12 protein-coding genes and 1 pseudogene are annotated in these 19,552 nt (G+C 61.6%); 8 read left to right on the top strand and 5 right to left on the bottom strand.

Annotated features, from left to right (window positions below):
* Positions 1–3 precede the first annotated feature (3 nt).
* Positions 4–1,232 (bottom strand): annotated as a pseudogene (locus ACSQ26_RS11725) (Glu/Leu/Phe/Val family dehydrogenase).
* A gap of 296 nt (positions 1,233–1,528) precedes the next feature.
* The gene (locus ACSQ26_RS11720; protein ID WP_436008909.1) at positions 1,529–2,365 is read right to left on the bottom strand and encodes an alpha/beta hydrolase; all 837 of its coding nucleotides are present in this window, start codon (positions 2,363–2,365) and stop codon (positions 1,529–1,531) included.
* A gap of 197 nt (positions 2,366–2,562) precedes the next feature.
* Here ACSQ26_RS11720 and ACSQ26_RS11715 point away from each other — a divergent pair, with 197 nt between their 5' ends.
* Positions 2,563–3,768: an MFS transporter gene (locus ACSQ26_RS11715; protein ID WP_436008907.1), complete on the top strand. Its 1,206-nt coding sequence runs from the start codon at positions 2,563–2,565 to the stop codon at positions 3,766–3,768.
* Here the strand turns inward: ACSQ26_RS11715 and dgcA are convergent.
* Positions 3,738–4,721, bottom strand: coding sequence for an N-acetyl-D-Glu racemase DgcA (dgcA, locus tag ACSQ26_RS11710; protein WP_436008905.1), 984 nt, complete (start codon positions 4,719–4,721; stop codon positions 3,738–3,740). The two genes, ACSQ26_RS11715 and dgcA, sit on opposite strands and share 31 nt — an antisense overlap.
* Positions 4,722–4,877: 156 nt before the next feature.
* Between dgcA and ACSQ26_RS11705 the strand changes: the two genes are divergently transcribed.
* From ACSQ26_RS11705 to ACSQ26_RS11685, 5 genes are all read left to right on the top strand, one after another.
* On the top strand, positions 4,878–6,020 hold the full coding sequence (locus ACSQ26_RS11705; protein WP_436008903.1) for an ABC transporter permease: 1,143 nt from the start codon (positions 4,878–4,880) through the stop codon (positions 6,018–6,020).
* A gap of 16 nt (positions 6,021–6,036) precedes the next feature.
* Positions 6,037–6,852, top strand: coding sequence for an ABC transporter ATP-binding protein (locus ACSQ26_RS11700; RefSeq protein WP_436015224.1), 816 nt, complete (start codon positions 6,037–6,039; stop codon positions 6,850–6,852).
* 24 nt (positions 6,853–6,876) lie between these two features.
* Positions 6,877–8,247, top strand: a complete 1,371-nt coding sequence (locus ACSQ26_RS11695; RefSeq protein WP_436008901.1) for an MlaD family protein — start codon at positions 6,877–6,879, stop codon at positions 8,245–8,247.
* A 23-nt stretch (positions 8,248–8,270) separates the two neighbouring features.
* Positions 8,271–8,867, top strand: coding sequence for an ABC-type transport auxiliary lipoprotein family protein (locus ACSQ26_RS11690; protein WP_436008899.1), 597 nt, complete (start codon positions 8,271–8,273; stop codon positions 8,865–8,867).
* Positions 8,868–8,983: 116 nt separating this feature from the next.
* Positions 8,984–10,018, top strand: a complete 1,035-nt coding sequence (locus ACSQ26_RS11685) for a MerR family transcriptional regulator (protein WP_436008897.1) — start codon at positions 8,984–8,986, stop codon at positions 10,016–10,018.
* 89 nt (positions 10,019–10,107) lie between these two features.
* Here the strand turns inward: ACSQ26_RS11685 and ACSQ26_RS11680 are convergent, their stop codons facing one another.
* A complete protein-coding gene (locus ACSQ26_RS11680; RefSeq protein WP_436008895.1) occupies positions 10,108–17,256 on the bottom strand; it encodes a hypothetical protein in 7,149 nt (2,382 codons plus the stop codon).
* Between the two features lie 444 nt (positions 17,257–17,700).
* Between ACSQ26_RS11680 and ACSQ26_RS11675 the strand changes: the two genes are divergently transcribed.
* Both ACSQ26_RS11675 and ACSQ26_RS11670 read left to right on the top strand, forming a co-directional pair.
* Entirely contained in the window at positions 17,701–18,072 is a 372-nt protein-coding gene (locus ACSQ26_RS11675; protein ID WP_436008893.1) for an Hpt domain-containing protein, read from the top strand.
* A 166-nt stretch (positions 18,073–18,238) separates the two neighbouring features.
* On the top strand, positions 18,239–18,559 hold the full coding sequence (locus tag ACSQ26_RS11670; protein ID WP_436015222.1) for a 2Fe-2S iron-sulfur cluster-binding protein: 321 nt from the start codon (positions 18,239–18,241) through the stop codon (positions 18,557–18,559).
* A 337-nt stretch (positions 18,560–18,896) separates the two neighbouring features.
* Here ACSQ26_RS11670 and ACSQ26_RS11665 read toward each other — a convergent pair whose 3' ends face one another.
* Positions 18,897–19,520 carry a DUF922 domain-containing Zn-dependent protease gene (locus tag ACSQ26_RS11665; RefSeq protein WP_436008891.1) on the bottom strand — a complete coding sequence of 208 codons (624 nt, stop codon included), beginning with the start codon at positions 19,518–19,520 and terminating at the stop codon, positions 18,897–18,899.
* Between the last annotated feature and the right edge of the window lie 32 nt (positions 19,521–19,552).

Here is a 19,552-nt window from a genome sequence, read left to right as displayed (position 1 = left end):
TGATCAGGGGAACAGGCCGCGCGTCGCCTTGGCCTTGGCCACCTTATCGACGCCGATCGCCATCGCTGCCGTCCGGTGCGAGATATCGTCCTTCTCGACCCGTTCCATGACACGGCTGAACGCGTCGTCGAGCAGGCCCCGGAGGCGGGTGAGCACCTCAGACTTGCCCCAGAACAGCTGCTGCAGATCCTGCACCCACTCGAAATAGGACACGATCACGCCGCCGGAATTGCACAGGATGTCGGGGATCACGAAGATCTCCTGGCGTCGCTGGTCGAGCACCGAGTCCGCATCTGGCGTCGTCGGGCCGTTGGCGGCCTCGGCGAGAATGCGGCATTTGAGCTTCGCCGCCACATCGGCATCGATCACCCTCTCGATGGCAGCCGGCACGAGGATGTCACAGGGCTGCACGAGAAGCTGGGCCGGGTCGAAGGCAAGCTCGGTCGAGAAACCTTTCAGCGAGCCGTTTCTGGCCGCGTATTCCACCATCGCGTTCACATCGAGACCGCGCTTGTCGAAATAGCACGACGTGTGGTCCGAGGCGCCGATGATCTTGACGCCCTGTCGCGCAAGCTCAATGGCCGCGAACGAGCCGACATTGCCGAAGCCCTGGATGACGGCCGTCGAATCCGAGAGCTTGAGCTGCAAGCGCTCCATCGACCGGAAGATGAGATGTGCGACGCCCAGGCCCGTCGCCTCGCGCCGGCCTTCGGTGCCGCCCGAAGAGACGGGCTTGCCGGTGACGATCTCGTTGACGGTGCGTCCCTGATACATGGAATAGGTGTCCATGAACCACGCCATGACCTGTTCGTTGGTGCCCATATCAGGCGCCATGACGTCGATATGCGGACCGACGAAGGGGATCATTTCCTGCATGTAGCGGCGCGAGAGCGCCTCGAGTTCGCGGCGCGACAGGCTGTTGACGTCGACCGTGATGCCGCCCTTGGCGCCGCCATAAAGCAGGCCGGCCAGCGCGCATTTCCAGCTCATCCAGATCGCCAGCGCCGAGACTTCGCCGATATCGACATTCGGAGCAAATCGTGTGCCGCCTTTGGTCGGCCCGAGCGTCAGGTGATGCTGTACCCGGTAGCCCTGGAACACGGCCATCTCGCCATTGTCCATGTTGATCGGCACGGAGATGGTGATGGCGCGTTTTGGATAGAGCAGGCGGTCGCGCTGGCGTCTGGAATCTGCAGATAATCGGCGACGCTGTTGAACTGGCTCCGGGCCATTTCGAAGACCGGACCGGTATAAATATTATTCACATATGCCTCCCACGGCGAGGAATTTTGCCTATCCACTGGTTGTATATGCGTGAATGAAGCCGGAAGAAATCAAGGCGGGACCGTGATCGATCCCGGGGCGAACAAAGTGCAAGATTTGGATGAAAATCAATATGGAATGCGCAGGTCCAGAAAAATCTAATCGATAAAATTCAAATAATATGATTTTCTACGACAGAAATCGTTGAATTTTTGTATTTTTCTTAGAGAAGGAAAACTGAATATTGGTGATGTCGAGTACAATTTTAGCGCGATGCATTCGATGTCGCTTCAATAAACTCGGCAATCCTTTCGACCATGTCGGGAGAGAACAGTCCGTCGTTATGACCGGCGCCCGCGATCACCTCGAAACGGACATCGGTCTTGGCGACGGCCGCTAGGTCCTTCGCCGATGCGATCGGCACCAGCGTGTCGCGATCACCATGGAACACGATGATCGGCACTGTCACCGCGCCGATATCCAGATCGGTCCGGAAGGGCGATTTGAGCAGCAGCGAGATCGGCAGATAGGGCATCTTTTCCTGCACCAGCGACAGCATGGACTTGAATGGCGAAACCAGCACCGCGCCGGCCACCTTGCGACGTGCAGCGATCCGGATCGCCGGCGAGGTACCAAGTGATTGTCCGAAGACGATGACGTTATGGCCCGGATAGGCATTTACCGCCCAGTCATGGACCGCCAATGCGTCCTGCTGCATCATTTCGCCGTCGGCGGTGCCCGATGATCGCGGATAACCACGTGCCGCCGGCGCAACGACGCCGTAGCCCGATGCGATCCAGCCGGCATAGAGAAAGCTGTAACTCTCGGGATAGCTGCCATTGCCGTGGAAGGTGATGACGATGGGTTTTCCCGGCTGCGGAGCGTGCAGGAGCAGGAAAAGCTCGGCGCCGTCGCTGGCCGTGATTTTCCGCGTTTCCAGGCCGGCCGCCGAGGCGAAGCCATCGAGTTCAGTCGGAAAGGGCATATAGGCGCCGGGAAACAGGAACCGCGCCTGATTGACATAGAGAAGCAGGCCGATGGCCAGATAGGCCACCACCGCGAGCCCGGCTGTGATTTTCACCAGCAGGTAGATTACCGACATGCACACACTTTCATCGAGACCCTGATGTTGCATGATTGCATGGCCCGGACACTATCCGCAAATGCGTGTAGCGATGTCCTTGGCGTACGTGCCTCCAAGTGGTAGCGGTGATTCACCGGGCGGGTGAAGCCATTCGCCGAGTCTCTCATCCCGATGCGACGTGCATGGGGACAGTCCGGGAAGTTCCAGGCACTGAAATGCTGCAATCGACGAATGCCCTCTCGCGTGCTGACGCACCGCGCCTTTTTGCGTGGCGGGCGGCACTGCTGTTCTGTGCGCCGATGATGGTCAACGGCATTGGGCTGTTGTATTTCCCGGTCTATCTCGAAGACCTCAAGATGTCGGATATCGAGATCGGCATCATCGTCTCGATCCCCTTTCTCGTCCGCATGATCGGCATGCCCCTGGGTGCCTTCCTTGCCGATCGCGTCAGCGACCGGGCGGTCATCCTCATCTGGTCGGCGGTCGTGTCCTTCATCACCACGGTGATGATGTTCTTCACCCATTCCTTCTGGCCGGTCGTGTTCTTCTATGGCATCCAGAGTCTGTTTTATTCGCCCTATGTGCCGATCGCCGAGGCGATCCTGGTCACCGGCGTGCGGCGCTGGGCTTTCGACTACGGCTATCTCCGCATGTGGGGCTCGATCGCATTTGTGTTCTCGACACTGGCCGGCGGCTGGCTGCTGGATCTCTATGGCGGTTCCATGGTCCTGCCCTCGATGGCATTCTTCTTTGTCCTCACCATCCTGGTCGCAGCGTCCGCGCCGCGCCTCGGCCGGCCGATGCCCGTCGCCGCCGACCAGACGGCGAGCACCCTGGGCAACAAAAGCCCGTTCTGGCGTCTCGATTTCCTGCTCGTCATCATCGGCGCTGGGCTGGTACAGGGCAGTCACGGCATGCTGTTCGGCTTCGCCACCAACTACTGGACTACGCAGGGCATATCGGGGATGCAGATCAGCTTTCTCTGGACGGCCGGCGTGGTGGCGGAAATCCTGCTGTTCTTCATATCGGGGCGTTATCTCGCGCGCTTCAGCATCTGGTCGCTGATCCTGTTCGGTTCGGTGGCCGCCGTCGCTCGCTGGAGCCTGTTTCCGATGATCCACGGCTTCTGGCCGCATTTGGCACTACAGAGCATGCATGCCTTTACCTTCGCCATCATCCATGTCGGCATCCAGCGCTTCATGATGGCAAGGGTGGGCGACGAGCGCGGCGCATCGGCGCAAGGTTTCTATCAATTCTTCGTCTGTCTCTTCAACGTCCTGACGGCCTGGTCGTCGGGCTTCATCTTCCAGGCCTACGGTGTCGAGGGTTTTCATGCCATGACGATTGTGGCCGTCGCCGGAGTCGGCTTCGTCGTCGCGGCCATGGTGCTTCAGCCCCAGAGCGCGCGCTCGGGCGGATAGACGAGCGAAGCCTCATACTTCAGCGGCGGCTCGCAATCCCTGGCGAGCAGCAGCGGACCATCGAGATCGACAAAGGCCGCATCCTGCGCCAGCAGCACCGCCGGTGCCATGGCGAGCGACGACCCGACCATGCAGCCGATCATGATCGAGAAGCCGAGTCGCTCGGCCTCGCGCTTCATCACCACAGCTTCGGTCAGTCCACCTGACTTGTCGAGCTTGATATTGACCGCGTCATACTTGCCCCGGAGATGTTCGAGATCAGCGGTCTCATGAGCGCTTTCGTCGGCGCAGAGCGGAACATGGTGGCGGATGCGACCGAGGATCGCATCGTTACCTGCGGGCAAGGGCTGTTCAATCAGGTCTACGCCGCAATCGGCCGACACTTTGAGATAGTGCTCGATATTCTCGGATGTCCAACCTTCATTGGCATCGAGAATGAGCCTGCAATTCGGCGCCGCCGCGCGGACTGCCTTGATCCGGCTCTCGTCGTCAGTCGTTCCGAGCTTGATCTTGAGCAGCGCCCGGTTCGCGTGCTTGGCGGCGCTCTCGGCCATGACCTCGGGCTCGCCGAGCGAAATCGTATAAGCGGTCGTCAGTGCCTTGGGTGCGTCCAGTCCAAGCGCGCGCGCCACCGGCACACCAGCGAGCTTGGATTCAAGATCCCAGAAGGCACAGTCGATGGCGTTGCGCGCCGCGCCCGGCTTCATGCGCTTGACCAGTTCATGGCGACTGCCGCCATCGGAGATAAAATCGCGCTGCGCCAGGATTTCCTCTTCCACGCTGGCGAGCGTTTCTCCGTAGCGCCTGTAGGGCACACACTCGCCCCGGCCGGTCACGCCCCGGTCCGAGATCGTACAGACGATGACCTGCGCCTCGGTCCGCGATCCCCTTGAAATGGTGAAGACACCTGATATCGGGTAGGTCAGGATTGTTGTTTCGAGGTGACGCGTCACGGCCAATGCTCCCAGATCGATGCTTCTTCCACTGCTTTATCTTGAACCCTCGGCCGGAATGATGCCAGATGCCATCCAGCCAGTCGAATCGTCTTGTTTTAGCACAGTAAAACAGTTTGATCGCCGGCGCTGAATGTGAACGCGTAGAGGATGCTAATGGCTGAGACGGCGCTCAGGGCCGGACTCGAGGTCGATTATCCGGCGGAGGGCGCGAACCTGCGGCTCTACGGCGCGTGGCTGAACGCGACCATCGCTGCGGTCGACAGTCAACTCAAGGACATTGAGAAGCGCGGATTTTCCGGTCCCGTCCGTCTTGATCTGACCGGGATCGAAAGCCTCGATACCGGTGGCGCCTGGTTGATCCGGCGGCTTGCCACGGCACTCGGACGCAGTTCCAGGGACGTAAAGGTCGCGGGCGGCCATCAGGAGATGATGGACCTGATTTCTGCGCTGCCCGAGGAACTGCCGGTGGCTGCGGACGAGGACGGCAAGCGGACGCTGTTCGACCGGACTTTCTCTCCAGTCGGCGAGCAAGTCATGAACCTCGCCGACGACGCCGTCCAGGCCTTTAACATCATCGGCTCGGCCGTTCGTGGTGCGCAGCTCAAGCTCGGCCGGGGCAGCGGCCTGTCGCCGGCGGCGGTCTTCACACAGCTCGAGCAAATGGCGGTCAATGCCGTGCCGATCATCGCGCTGATGTCGTTCCTTATCGGCGCGATCATCGCCCAGCAGGGCGCCTTTCAGCTTCGCTATTTCGGCGCGGAAGTCTTCGTCGTCGATCTTGTCGGCATCCTCCAACTGCGCGAAATTGGCGTGCTGCTGACGGCGATCATGGTTGCCGGCCGCTCCGGCAGCGCGATTACCGCCGAAATCGGCTCGATGAAGATGCGCGAGGAGATCGACGCGCTGCAAGTCATGGGCCTCAATCCGGTGGGCGTGCTGATCTTCCCGCGCCTGCTCGCACTCGCAATCGCACTGCCGCTGTTGACGGTCATCGCTAATTTTGCGGCCCTGAGCGGCGCCGCGGTCGTCGCGAATTTCTATTCCGGCGTGACCTATCCGGTGTTTCTCTCTCGCCTCCAGGGCGCCATCGACCTGTCGACGGTGATTTCAGGCATCCTGAAGGCGCCCTTCATGGCAGTGATCATCGGCGTCGTGGCATCCGTGGAAGGATTGAAAGTCGGCGGCAGCGCCGAGTCGCTCGGCCAGCATGTCACTGCATCGGTGGTCAAGGCCATCTTCGTCGTCATCCTCGTGGACGGGCTGTTTGCCATGTTCTACGCGGCGATCGATTTTTGAGGCGGACCGCTTGATCCTGGAGACCAAACAAACGGCGGACACAAAAGAGCGCGAGGTGGTCCTCTCGGTGCGCGGCATCACGGTCGGCTTCGGCAGCCATGTCGTGCTCGACAATCTCGATCTCGACATCTACCGCGGCGAGATCCTCGGCTTCGTCGGTGCCTCGGGCGTAGGCAAGTCCGTGCTGATGCGATCGATCCTCAGGCTGATACCGAGGCGAGCCGGTGAGATCCGCGTCCTCGGCGCCGACTATGGTAGCCTGCCCGACAACGAGCGCTTCGAACTCGACATGAAGATGGGCGTGCTTTTCCAGCACGGCGCGCTGTTTTCGGCGCTCACCGTGAAGGAGAACATCCAGTTCCCGATGCGGGAATACCTCGATATGCCCCAGTCGCTGATGGACGAGCTTGCCAAGCTGAAGATCGAACTGGTGGGCCTGGCGCCGGAAGCGGCCGACAAATACCCGTCGGAACTCTCGGGCGGCATGATCAAGCGCGCTGCGCTCGCGCGCGCGCTGGCACTCGATCCGGCGCTGGTCTTCCTCGACGAGCCGACATCGGGCCTCGACCCCATCGGTGCCGCCGAATTCGACGAACTCATCGCCAAGCTACGCGACACGCTGGGGCTGACCGTCTACATGGTCACCCACGATCTCGACAGCCTGTTTTCCGTGTGTGACCGGATTGCCGTTCTCGGACAAAAACGTGTATTGGTCGCCGGAACAATAGAGGACATGCTTGATTGCCAGGATGAATGGGTACAGTCCTATTTTCAAGGCAAGCGCGCCCGTTCAATACCGAAGCACGACACGACGAAGCCAACCAGAGTATAGGCCGGACAAGAGACACATTAATCCATGGAAACAAGGGCCAATTACGCGATCGTCGGCTTCTTTACAGTGCTCGTCGTACTGGCTGCATTCGGCTTTGTTTACTGGATGCAGGCCTATGGCCGTGAAGGCAGGATGGAGCCGCTGAAGATCGTGATCGAGGGCTCGGCAAACGGCCTCAGCATCGGCTCGCCCGTGCGCTTCAACGGTATTCCGATCGGCTCGATCCGCCAGCTGACTTTCGATGACAAGGATCCCCGATATTCGGTGGCCGTCACCGAAGTGCTGCCGACCGCACCAATTTACCCCGGCACCCGTGCGGTGGTCGAACTCCAGGGTCTGACCGGCGCGGCCTACATCGAGCTTTCCGGCGGCGATACATCCAAGGAAAAGCTGCTCGTCACCCAGGCGGAGGGCGGCGCCGAAGCAACGATCTTTGCCGCGCAGTCAGGGCTGACCAATCTCGTCTCCTCCGCCAGCGAAATCATGAAGAAAACGGAAGACGCGATCGATGAGATCACTGGTTTCGTCAGGCAAAACCGCGCGCCGCTCTCCAAGACGATCGCCAATGCAGAGACCTTTTCCAGCGCGCTACGCGATAATGCGCCTGGCATCGACAAATTTCTCAAGAGCGTGAGCGAACTATCCGGCACGATCAAGAACCTCTCGGGGCGGCTCGATTCGACACTGGCCTCGGTGGACAATCTCGTCAAGGCGATCGATCCGAAGAAGGTCGACAACATCCTGAAGAACGCCGAAAAGGTCAGCGGCGACCTGGCTCTCGCCTCCGGCGACATGGCGTCTACCGTCAAGAGCTTCAAGGAAACGGCCGATACTTACCGGGTTGTCGGCCAGAAGGCCTCGAAGACGCTCGACAATGTCGACAAACTGATGGCGGAGATCGACCCGAAGGAGGTCGGCGCTTCGCTGGACGACATCCGCGTCGCGGTGGCCGACGCGCGCATTGCGATCGCCAACTTCAAGGGCATTTCCGGGGACATCGACAAGCGACGGGAGGACATCGACAAGACGATCACCAACGTCACCCAGACCGCCGAGAAGATAAACAAGGCGTCCAGCCGGGTTGACGGCATCCTGGTCAAGCTCGACGGCTTCCTGGGCGAGGGTGATTCCAAATCGCTGTTCGCCGAAGCGCGCGAAACGCTGAAGTCCTTCAAGCAGGTCGCCGACACGCTGAATTCCAGGATCGGACCCATTGCGGACAACCTGCAGAAATTCACCGGTTCCGGCCTCAAGAATGTAGAGGCGCTGGTCGATGATACAAGGCGGACGATGCAAACCCTGAACAACGCTGTATCGCGGCTCGATCAGGACCCGCAGCGCTTGATTTTCGGTGGCGAGGAAGTCAAGGAATATAAGGGTCGGGTGCGGCGTTGAGGGGGCTTGCCTTGGGTATTTCGATGAGCGGCATGCAACGCCTGGCGACGGCCCTGGTGCTGGCCACGTCTGCCATGTCGCTGTCCGGCTGCCTTGGCGGCAGCGCCGACAAGGATACGTTCTCGCTTTCCGCGGTGCCCGAAGTCACGGGGCCTTCCGCCAAGAACCGCCAGATCCTGATCCCCGAGCCGACGGCGCTCAAGGCACTCGATTCCGAACAGGTCGTCATCCGCATCTCGGGCGTCGAGATCCAGTATCTCGCCAAGGCCCGCTGGAGCGACCGCCTGCCGAAGATGGTGCAGGCCAAGCTGGTCGAGGCTTTCGAGAATACGGGCCGCCTCCGCGGCGTCGGCAAGCCGGGCGAGGGGCTGGCGATCGACTTCCAGATCGTCACCGATATCCGTGCCTTCCAGGTCGAAACCAATGGTGCCACTCAGGCCAACATCGAAATCTCCGCAAAGCTGCTCAATGACCGCAACGGCACGGTGAGGTCGCAAAAGGTGTTCAGTGCAACGGTGCCTGTCAGCGGATCGGATAATCGCTCTTATGTCGCGGCGCTGGATGCTGCCTTCGCGCAGGTCACTAGCGAGATCGTTATCTGGACTTTGAAGCAGATTTGAAGGCGGCGCACCTCCGCAATTCTACGCCATCTTATCAGTTTACGCCGTCGGCCTGTTGACCTTGCCCCTGGGACCGATCCCATAAGCGGGACGGTCAACAAGACAAGAGGTGAGTCGTGAACCGTTCCGCCCAATTCCTGAATGCATCCGAAGCGGCCGCGCGCCTCGGAGTCTCCGCCAAGGCGCTGCGTCTTTATGAGCAGCGCGGCATGCTCGCGCCCAAGCGCACGGAAGCGGGCTGGCGGGTCTACGGTCCCGAGGAGATGGCACGTGCCGCCGCGATTGTCGCGCTCCGGGGTCTTGGCCTGAGCCTTGCCCAGGTGGCGCGCGTCCTGAGAGGCGACCACGATTGCCTAGAATCAGCATTGGCTGCGCATCAGGAAAGGCTCGAAGGGCAGATCAGGCAAGCAGCTGATACCGTCGAAAGAGTGCGCGCCATCCGGATGGATATCGCTGCCGGCCGCCTTCCCTCCGTCGCAGACCTCACGCGGCTTATCCGTCCAGAGGCCGAAATCGTCGCTGCGTTCGATCTTCCGTGGCCGTGGGGCGGCGAAAGGTTTGAACTCTCCGACATCCGCCCGCTCAATTACATTATCGGCCCCTTGGGCAGTGGCAAGACCCGGCTGGCGCAGGCGATTGCAGCCGCATTGCCCGATGCAGCGTTCATTGGCTTGGACAGGCTGGATAACGGCGGCCGCGAGGCCGTGCGTCTGCTTGAGGCCGACCCGGGGTTGAACACGCGCGTCAGCCGGATCGTAGCTTGGCTCATCGAAGACGGCGCGACGGTTTCGCCTGCGCTAACGGCACTTCTCGTCTCAATGGAGACCCAGGCAGAGTCTGTTCTCGTCATCGACATGGTGGAGCAGGGGCTCGATCTTGCCACGCAGGAAGCGCTTTCTGCCTATCTTAAGCGTCGAGGTGCCGAGGCAAAGCCGTTGTTCCTGATGACCCGTTCCAGCGCGATCCTCGATCTTGCCTCAGTGACCGCTGGCGAAGCCATTATCCTCTGCCCTGCAAACCATAGCCCGCCTGTCTGCGTGGCACCCTATCCCGGCGCGCCGGGCTATGAAGCCGTCGCCACCTGCCTCGCCACGCCCGAAGTGCGTGCCCGGACTGAAGGCGTCATTGCCTGGCGGCCGGCCGTCGCGTGAAATAGGCGGGATAGCTGCATAAACGCACGAGCCCCGGACACTGTAATGTCCGGGGCTCATTGATTTACAGCTTTGCCTGCCCGATTACCTTACGAGAAGCGCCCGGCTGCGTGGGCGAGCATCGTATAGACCTTGCCCGTATCCGAGGTGAGATAGGACTGGGTCAGCACCCGGTCGCGATCGTTGCGGGCGACATCGGCGAGCAGTTTCTCGAAATCGCTGATGTAGCGATCGACGGCGACGCGGAATTCCGCTTCGTTGTCATATTTGCGCTTGATGTCGTCGAAGGTCTGCTGGCCCTTGAGCGTATAGAGACGACGAGTGAACACGTCGCGCTCGCCGCGCTGGTAGCGGCGCCAGAGGTCGACCGAGGCGTCGTGATCGATCGCGCGGGCGATATCGACCGAAAGCGAGTTGAGCGATTCCACGACGTGACGCGGATTGCGGGCCTCGGGCTGCTGGACCGTGGCCTGGCTCGTGGTTGCGCGACGCGGTTGCGGTTCTTCCTCACCGTCGTCATCGCCCATCGAGGCGTTGCGAAGTAGGTCGGTGATCCAGCCCTGTCCCTCGGAAAGGCGCGGGGCTTCCTGGCGAGAGGCGCGCTCGACCGGCTGGGCGCGCTCGGTGCCCCGCACCGGCTGCGTTGTTGTAGGTGGCGTGGCTACGGGCTGGCGTTCGATGCCGAGGCTGCCGCGCAGTCCGGTCGGCTCGGCGCGGCTCTGGTCCGCCTCTGGCTGGCGGCCCATCGTCTGTTCCGGCTCTACCTGGCGGGCACGCTGCTCGGGCTCCGGCCGACGGACCGGCTCCTGGACAGGTGCTCGATAGGTTTCGACCGGCTCAGGCTGGGGGGCGACCGCGGTCTGCACCGGCTGCTGAACCGCGGCAGCCTGGCGGCGAACGACGGGTTCCGGCTCACGCAGTGCGGTCGGTCCGAAATTGTCGTCGCGAACCTGTTCGGACCGGCCGCGCGGGGTTTCGAGATGGGCCGACGACACGCCGATAATGCCGGAGAGTTCCTGCAGCGCCTTGACCTGTTCGGCGACGGCGCGTCGCATCTGGGCAGCGCTCTCCTTGGCTTCCTCGGGAAGGTCGAAGGCGCCGCGCTTGAGTTCGGCGCGCGTGTCGTTCAGTTCCTTGCGGATTTCGCCGGCGGTGCGGCGGATTTCCTCGGTGGCGCCGGTGAAGCGGTTGACCGCATCTTCCACGGCTTCCTTCAGCGCATCGCGCATCTGGCTGGCGGTGGAGATCGAGCGCTTGCCGGTTTCGCCGAGCAGACGATCGACGTCCGAGAGCGAGTTCGAAACGCTGGCCCGGAGCCGCGAGGCGACGTCCTCGGCGCGTTCATTGGCCCGGCCGAGCGTGCTTTCGACGGCAGCGGAAGCCTCTTCCGCGGCACCCGTCACGGCGGCCTTCATGTTGTCGGCAATGTCGGATGCGCGCTTCTCTGTGTCGGCAAGGATCTTGCCGATGTCGACGAACGAGGCCTGCACCGAACCCTTGAGGTTGGAGGATACCTGGCCCGAACGGCTCTCAGCTCGGTCGAATGCAGCCTCCACCAGTCCGGCGAGCGACCGCATCGTGTTCTCGATCTCCTCGGAACGATGCACGAGCCCGACGGCCAGCGACTGCAGCGCGTCCTCGCGCTCTTCGAGCGTTGTGACGAGGTTCGACTGTGCGGCACCGAGCAGGTCGGATGCCTGGCCCAGAACCTTGGAATGGTCGTCGAACCGGCCGACAATGTTGGCGATCTGCTGCAGCGTATCGCCCGATACCGACGACAGCCGGTCGGCCTTGCCCTCAAGAAGGCGGGTCGAGGCATGGATCGAATCCGACACCTTGTTGGTGGATTCCGCGAAGCGGTCGGCAACCGCGCTCAGGCTCTGGTCGACGGCGCCGAGGTTCGACGTGGCGTCCTCCACCAGCTTCTGGATGCCCGTGTTGCTCTGGTCGAGTGCGCCGATCAGTCCTGTGACGGTTTCCTTGAGCGTCTGTTCGGTCGAGTTGAGCGCACGCGCGCTTTCCTCTGTACGCGCGGTAATCGCCGCGACAAGGTTGGAGTTTTCCGACCGGAGTTGTGCGGCGCCCTGGAGTGCGGCAGCACCGATTTTTTCGGCGGCTTCGCGGCCGAGATCGGCGAAGCTGTCGATCGCCGGCTGCGCCTTCTCATCAATGAGGCGTGCGAGTTCCGTGGAGCGTGCCGCCAGCATCGAGTTGAGTTCGCGGGTACGGTCGTCGAGCGTGGCACGGATCGTCTCGTGGCGGGCGCCGAGCGCCTTTTCGGTCGCGTCAAGGCTCTGCTGGACTGCGGCGGCTTCTGTGGTGACCTTGGCGCTGGTTTCGGCCAGCATCGAGGCAAATGCGTCGGCATCGCCGGTGAGACGTCCCGAAAGTGTTTCGGCGCGGTCGGCCATTGCGCGGGCGAACTCTTCCGAGCGGCTCGTCGCGGTGCTTGCAAAACCTTCGGAATGGCTGTTGAGCTTGCCTGCGAATTCCTCGGCCCGCTCGGCCAGCGTCCGAGCGAATTCTTCGGAATGGCTCGCGAGACTGTTGGAGAAGCCGGCGCTGCGGGCGGCCATCTCGTCGGTATATTCGAGGCCCTTGCTGGCGACGTTCTCGATCGCGCGCTGCGCCGTCTCGTCCATGTTGGTGGTCGCGTCGATCACCGCGCTGCGCAGCGCGGTGGCGAGACCCGAAGCCTTGCCGTCGATCATCTTCGACACGTTGTCGAGGCCGATGCCGAGCGCCTTGTCCATGGTCGAGAGCCGCTCGTCGATCTTCGCCGTGCGCGTGTCGAACGTCTCGGCGATAAGGGTCGCGGCGGTTTCGGTGGCGCTGTCGAAGCCCTGGATGCGCTGGTCGATGAGGCTGGAGAGTTCGCGGCCTGCCAGGTCGATCTTGTCGGCGAAACGGCCGGCGTCGTCGCGCAGACCGGTGTCGAGGAGGGTAATGCTCGACTCGATCCTGCCGCCGGTGGCGTCGAAGCGTTCGGCCATCTGGGCGAGCGTGCTGTCGAGCCGGGTGCCGAAGGAGTCGGCCGCGCGGGCGATCTCACCGACACTGTCGCCGAAGCGTCCGGCAATCGCCGCAGTCGTCGTCTGCATGATCTGGTCGAGATTGGTCGCACTTTCGGCGACGGCTTCCTTGAGGGCGATTTCGCGCTCCTCGAGCTTCATATCAAGCGTCATGATATTGCTGAGCATGTTGCCGGCACCGGACTGCAGGCGCTCGTCGAGCGATTCAGCACTCGCCTCGATCGTCTGGCGGATCGCCTCGCGATTGGCAACGATCTGTGCGATGAGCGTCTCGGCCTGCCGGTTCAGCGCGATGGTGCTCTGTTCGATGCCTGTCTTAGCAACACTGCCGCCGGTCTCGATCACGTCGCGCAGCGCCTCGCGGCTGGCGTCGAGTTGCGAGATCAGGCTTCCCGTCTGTTCCGATAGCGTCAGCGCCGAGTGATCGAGCGCAATCCGCAATGCTTCGTGGTCGTTCTCCAGCCGCGACTGCACCGCGCCGGATGTCGCCATCAGCTTCTCTTCGAGCAGGACGGCGGCTTTTTCGATTGCTTCGCCCAGCGCCATTTCGCGCTCGGTCAGCGTGGTTTCGAGCTTCCTGGTGTTGCTCGCCAGTGCCAGTGCGCTAGCCTGCATCCGGCCATCTACCGTGTCGGCGGTGGCATCCAGCACCTGGCGCAGACTTTTCTCGCGGGCTTCGATCTTCTCGGCAAAGCTCATCGCGCTCTCGCCGAGGCCTTCGGCGCTCTTGGCCATGGCATCGGAGAGGGCGTTGGTGTGTTCGACGATGACGCCGGTCATGCCGACGGCGGCGTTCTGGACCGAGTCATTGATTGATTTCGCGCTGCGCTCGACATGCTCACGCAGCTTCTGCTCGCCTTCCTCGAAGGACATTTCGAGCATATTGGCGCCCATCGCGATCGAGGTGCCGATATTCGTCGCCTGGTCGGCGAGCGTCTCGTCGATCTGCTTGCGGCCTTCGTCGAGCGCGATGGTGATCGCGTTGGTGCGGTCTTCCAGCGTTGAACGGATCAGTTCGTGCGTGTTGGCGAGCTGGAAGGAGAGGTCGGAACTGCCGTTCTCCAAGACGCTGCCGATTTCCTGTGTCGTCGTCGACAGGGCATGGGCGATCTCGCCGCTGGTGGCGGCAAGCGCTGTCGAAAGCTGGCCCGTGACCGTCGCGACGGTGGCGGCGATCTGGTCGGTCGCGGACGACGCCCGTCCGGTGATTTCCTCCGCGGCAAGGCCGATCGAAGCAGCGAGCCCGGTCGTCGCGGAGAGAACGGAATTGTCGATCACGCTGCTTGCCGTGGCGGCCTTCTCAGTGATTTCGTTGGCGACCTGATGAAGGGAAGACGAAATGCCTGACGTGGCGGCCAATACGGATTCACTGATCCTGCCACTGGCTTCCGCCGACCGCGCGGTGATTTCGTTGGTAACCTGATCCAGCGAAGCCGAAATGCCGGATGTGGCGGACAAAACGGATTCGCCGATACTGCCACTTGCCTCCGTTGCCCGCACTTTGATCTCATTGGCGACCTGCTCCACGGATGTCGAGAGTCCTGACGCCGCCAGAAGAACGGACTCGGAAAGTCCTGATGTCGCCGAGAGTACGGATTGATCAATCCTTCTGCTGGCTTCCGCGGCCTTTTCGCCGATCTCGCTGGCCACGAGATCAAGCGAGGCCGAAATGCCTGATGTCGCGGACAATACGGATTCGGTGATACTTTCGCCGGCCGCCGCTGCCCTGTCGGTGATCTCGTTGGCGACCTGATCGACGGAGATGGAAAAACCCGATGTCGCCAAGGCCACTGATTCATTGATCCGGTTGGTGGCTTCCGTCGCCTTTTCGAGGATCTCGGTGCCGGCCATATCGACGGAAATCGAGACGCCCGATGTCGCCGACATGACGGATTCGCTGATCCGGTCGCTGGCCGAAGCCGCCCGGCTGGCGATCTCGTCGGCGGCAAGCTCGACAGAGGCGGAAAGCCCCGACGTGGCCGTCAGCAGGGCTTCGCTGATGTCGTTGCTGGCGCCCGTCGCACGGCTGCCGATCTCGCCGGCGGCGGCCTGCACGGTCGATGTGATCCGATCCGCGGCGGCGGTCACCGCGCCGCTCATATTGCTGTCGGTGGTGGCGAGCACGTCGGCGATGCGGCGCGTCGACTCGTCGGTCACCTGCTTCAGATTGGTGGCACCGCTGTTGATGAGCTCGGATACCGCTGCGGCGCGCGCCTGCAGGCTCTCGTCCAGCTTTTCCTGATGTTCGGTAAAGGTAGCCGCGATGGTGATCGCATTTTCGCCAAGCGTGCGGGCAAGCCGCGTGCGGGCATCCTCGACATTGCCGGTGATGAGTTCGGTGCCGCGCGCGACCGCCGTTTCCAGCCGCTGATGATTGTCGCTGAAAGCCGCCTCGATCCGGGCCGATTTGTCGTCGAGCACGCTTGCGATCTTTTCGTGGCCGGAATTGACGGCCGTAGTGATCGCCTCGGCGCTGTCGGTGATCTTGGCGATCATATCGTCGGCCTTGCCGCCGAAGCCCACTTCGATCTGCTGGTGCGCCTTGCCGAGGACGTCCGATATCGCCACAAACCGGCTTTCGAGTGCCGTCTCGATAATATCCTGGCCCGTGCTGAGAGCGGTCTCCAGCGCGATCGACTGACCGGCGAAGGACGACGTCATGCGATCGACCGAGGAGGCGAGGATACTGTCGAGCGCATCGCGCGCGCCGCCCACCGTGTCGTTGATCCGTGCCAGGCTCTCGGAAAGCTTCGCGTCGAGCGTGCCCGAGCGCTGGTCGAAGGCCGCGGCAAATTCGTTGAGGCGGCCGTCGAAAGCCGAGGACACCACCTCGACGGAGGACCGCAGCTTCTCTTCAAAGAAGCTCGAACGGACATCAAGATCCATCACCGCGTCGTCGGCAGCCGACTGCATCGACTGACGGAAGGTCGAACCCTTCTCGTCAAGCGCGGAATTCAGCGAGTTCAGGACATCATCGAGGCCCGAAGTGATCGCCTGACCGCCCGATGTGAGGGACTCGCTGATCTGCTTCGTGCGCGCGATCAGCGTCTCGTTGAGTTGCTTGGTGCGCTCCTGCAGCGCATTGTTCAGCTTGTCGGTGTTGGCGTCGAGCAGCGAGGCGCGGGTCTCGAAATCGGACAGAAGTGCCTTGCCGCGCTCACGCAGAGTCGAGGACAATGCGTCGATGCGATTGTCGAAGTCGTTCGACAGGGCGACGCCGCTGGCGCTCAATGCCGACAGCAGGTTCTCGGTCTTGACCGAAAGCAGGCTTTCGATCGAGTTCGACGCCATGCCCGAGCGCTCCATGAAGATCGCGGCTTGGGTGTCGATCATCTTCGCGACGGCTTCGCCTGATGTGGCGATATTGCGCGAGATGTTGAGGCTCGCGGACGCGAGCTCTTCCTTCAACTGTTCATGAGCGCCGGAAATCGACGAGCGCACCCGCTCGGCATGCCCGACGATTGCCTCGCGCTCGGAGCCGAGCTCCTGCACGAGGTTGCGGACCCGCATTTCATTGTCCGTATAACTGCGCTCCAGCGCGTTGACCTCGGAATGAACCAGCGTCTCGAGTTCGGAGGCACGCGCAATGGTGCGCTCGATGCCTTCGTTCATGGCGGTCACCTGGCGGCGCACCGCCTGGCCGACGCTCATGATGCGATCGGTCGCGGCACTCTCGGGCTCGGCGAGCCTGAGTGCGACCTCGGCCATCGAACGGGCGGCCTGGCGCAATTCCCGTGCACGGGCGATCATATTGGCAAAGGCGAAGAAGATCGCGATCGGAAAGAGTGTCGCAACCAGCACGCCGAATGCGCCGGGCAGGGCGGCTAGCTGCTGAAACGAACGGATTTCCCAAATAGCCGGCGCATAGAACAGGTGCGCGGCACCAATGCCGAGCAGAACCCAGATTACGGAAGCGATGGCCGCCATGCGCATCGGGGATTTGGAGGAGGCGTCCATTCCACCCAGCAATTGCGGTTGGAGATTGGAACGCTGGTCGTTGGCGGCGCGGAGCTGCGGCGACTTCGGCGCCTGTTCGGGTGCCAGTGACCGGGCGTTTTCTTCCTGGGAAGTCCGCGCCTCGTCGGGGCTGCGGCCGGACTGGGCCTCGCCCTTGCGTCCGTCGTCCTGGAAGTCGATGGCAAGGGCATCCTCAAGCGCCTTGTAGGCGTTTTCCTCTACCGCTTCGTTGTCGCGCTTCGTCGCCATTCCCGTTCGCCTCATTCATTCTGTGAGCCGCGAAGGGAACCGGTTGAACCGGCGCCTGCTCCCCCGGGGCGGCTTATCCGTCGCGACGGGGGCTTATCCATCAATAGATCCATTCGATGAAACGCCGTACTGTCGCATGGAAAGAAGTGCTCTGCCTCAAGGCAAGCCACTCCAGACCTCGTAACTTAGTGGCACAGAAGCCGTTTTGATACAATCACTTGGGTTTTCAAAGGTAGGATGGTTAACAGAAAATTAACGCTGGTGCCATGAAGTGAAGTCTGAAAACTCAATGAAAATAGCGATTTAAAACGTATTAACCACGTGTGCAGTTTCCCGCCCGTGAAATTGCCGCAATTAAGCATTTTTCCGTTAGCGGATGTGATGATCAGTCTATTCGAAAAGTGGCTGTCCCACAAACAAACATAACCAGGGAAAACCCAGACAATGGCAGCGTTGAGTATCGCATTCGAAGCCCCCGACAACTACCGGGGCTACACTCCTTCCCAGCATCGCCCGATCGACCTCGTTCATCTTGCCAAGCAGACATCCGGTGACAAGGCCCTCGAACTCGAGGTTCTCCACACCTTCGCCCGCCAGGCGCGCAGTTGCATGAATGAACTGGCCTGTGGCAAGGCAGACATCGTCACCCAGGCCGCCCATAAGCTCAAGGGTGCGGCGCTGGCCATCGGAGCCTTCAACGTCTCCTCGGCCGCCGAGAAGGTGGAGAACAGGGCGGGTGATGCGGCCGGCATCATCCAGCTCGGCAATGCAATCACGGAAGCCGAGAACTTCATCAACACGCTTTCGCGCTCCTGAGGATGGCCGGCAGCGGGGCGAATTCGCCCCGCATCACGCGTCCGCGACGTGACATTCTGCGTCGCTTCAAGGCGATACTTGCCTTCGGTTGACGCGCTATGGATTTTGTTGGAAAAGGCTGTTGCGCGACATGCGCCAGCCTCCCCCAACGGAAATTCAGGTCATAATGCCCAAGCTCATCATCATTGAAAATGACGGAACGCGCCACGAATTGGACGCCGCCCCCGGCTCCACGGTCATGGAAAACGCCATCCGCAATTCGATCAACGGCATTCTGGCGGAATGTGGCGGCGCCTGCGCCTGCGCGACCTGTCATGTCTATGTGGACGAGGCTTTCGCTGACACGGCCGGCAAGCCCGACCCGATGGAAGAGGACATGCTGGATTTCGCTTATGACGTGCGGCCGACCTCGCGGCTGAGCTGTCAGATCAGAATGACGGATGCCCTTGAGGGACTGACCGTTCATATTCCTGAAAAGCAGGGCTGATAGGGAGAGATTCCATTTAGCCCTGAAGCGTTCTTGCGGTCAAAAAAAGCCTCGCTCTGTTCTTGAGCGAGGCTAATGAGACGCATCGTCAACAGGCGAGGGAGGAGACACCTGCAGCCACTCACATGCGCCTTGGGAAACCACAGCAAACCAAACAACCAAGAAACACTCGAACTGCTACTCGCGATTGATATGAGAACGCTAATTCAGCGACACCGCAAGTGCAATGAGCGAATATAAAGGGTCAATTCACAGGATTGGTCGCAGGTTTGGCACAAGGTTGGCGGCCCGTTGCGCTAAAAACACGCAAATCATCCGGAAATACCGGGTCGCCGGATCAATTCACCGGCCGAGTCGCTACTCGGTAGCGCAGCAGTCGAATCATCCGATTCTCGAAATTGGCTGCCTCGATGCGGTCAAAGCGCTGCTGATCCCTGTCGTGGGCGAGCAAGGCTTCCTGTGAGACGCGATTGACCCTGGCCTTCAGCGTCGGGCAGTCGCGCGTCATGGGCAAGCCAAGTATGGTCTTTTCCAGCTGCCTTGCATGGGTGCGCGCAATCTCCGCATGCCGTTCCTCGTGGCGCTTGATATCGGATGCCAAAGTGTCCCAGAGAAGCGCCATTTCCTTGGTCGCCTTGCGGCGGTTGGACCAGCGCGGCAGCACGAGCTTGGTCGACAGCGAGACCTTGGCGCCGCCGATATGGCAGCGGCCGTCCTTGCCGATGAAAGTCGCCGAGCCGTTGAACTTGATCTGCGTGGCGCCGGGATGCCTGCGGCCGCTCGTCTGCGACAGAGGTCCACGACGGCTCATCTCCCGGTCGAGATCGGACGCGGTGCGGCCGCCGATCGAGAAATAGGTGATCGATTTGCGGATGATGGTCTCGCTGGCCGCCGGCAGGGCGATCGCCGAAAGCGCCAGCGCCACAATGACTGTCTTGAGATGGTCCTGATACCACTTCATGTTTCGCTCCGGCTTACTTTCATATCCTTGTG

Source organism: Rhizobium sp. LjRoot254, from assembly GCF_964254105.1.
Classification (GTDB): domain Bacteria; phylum Pseudomonadota; class Alphaproteobacteria; order Rhizobiales; family Rhizobiaceae; genus Rhizobium_E.
This window is presented reverse-complemented; position numbering and strand designations above follow the sequence as displayed.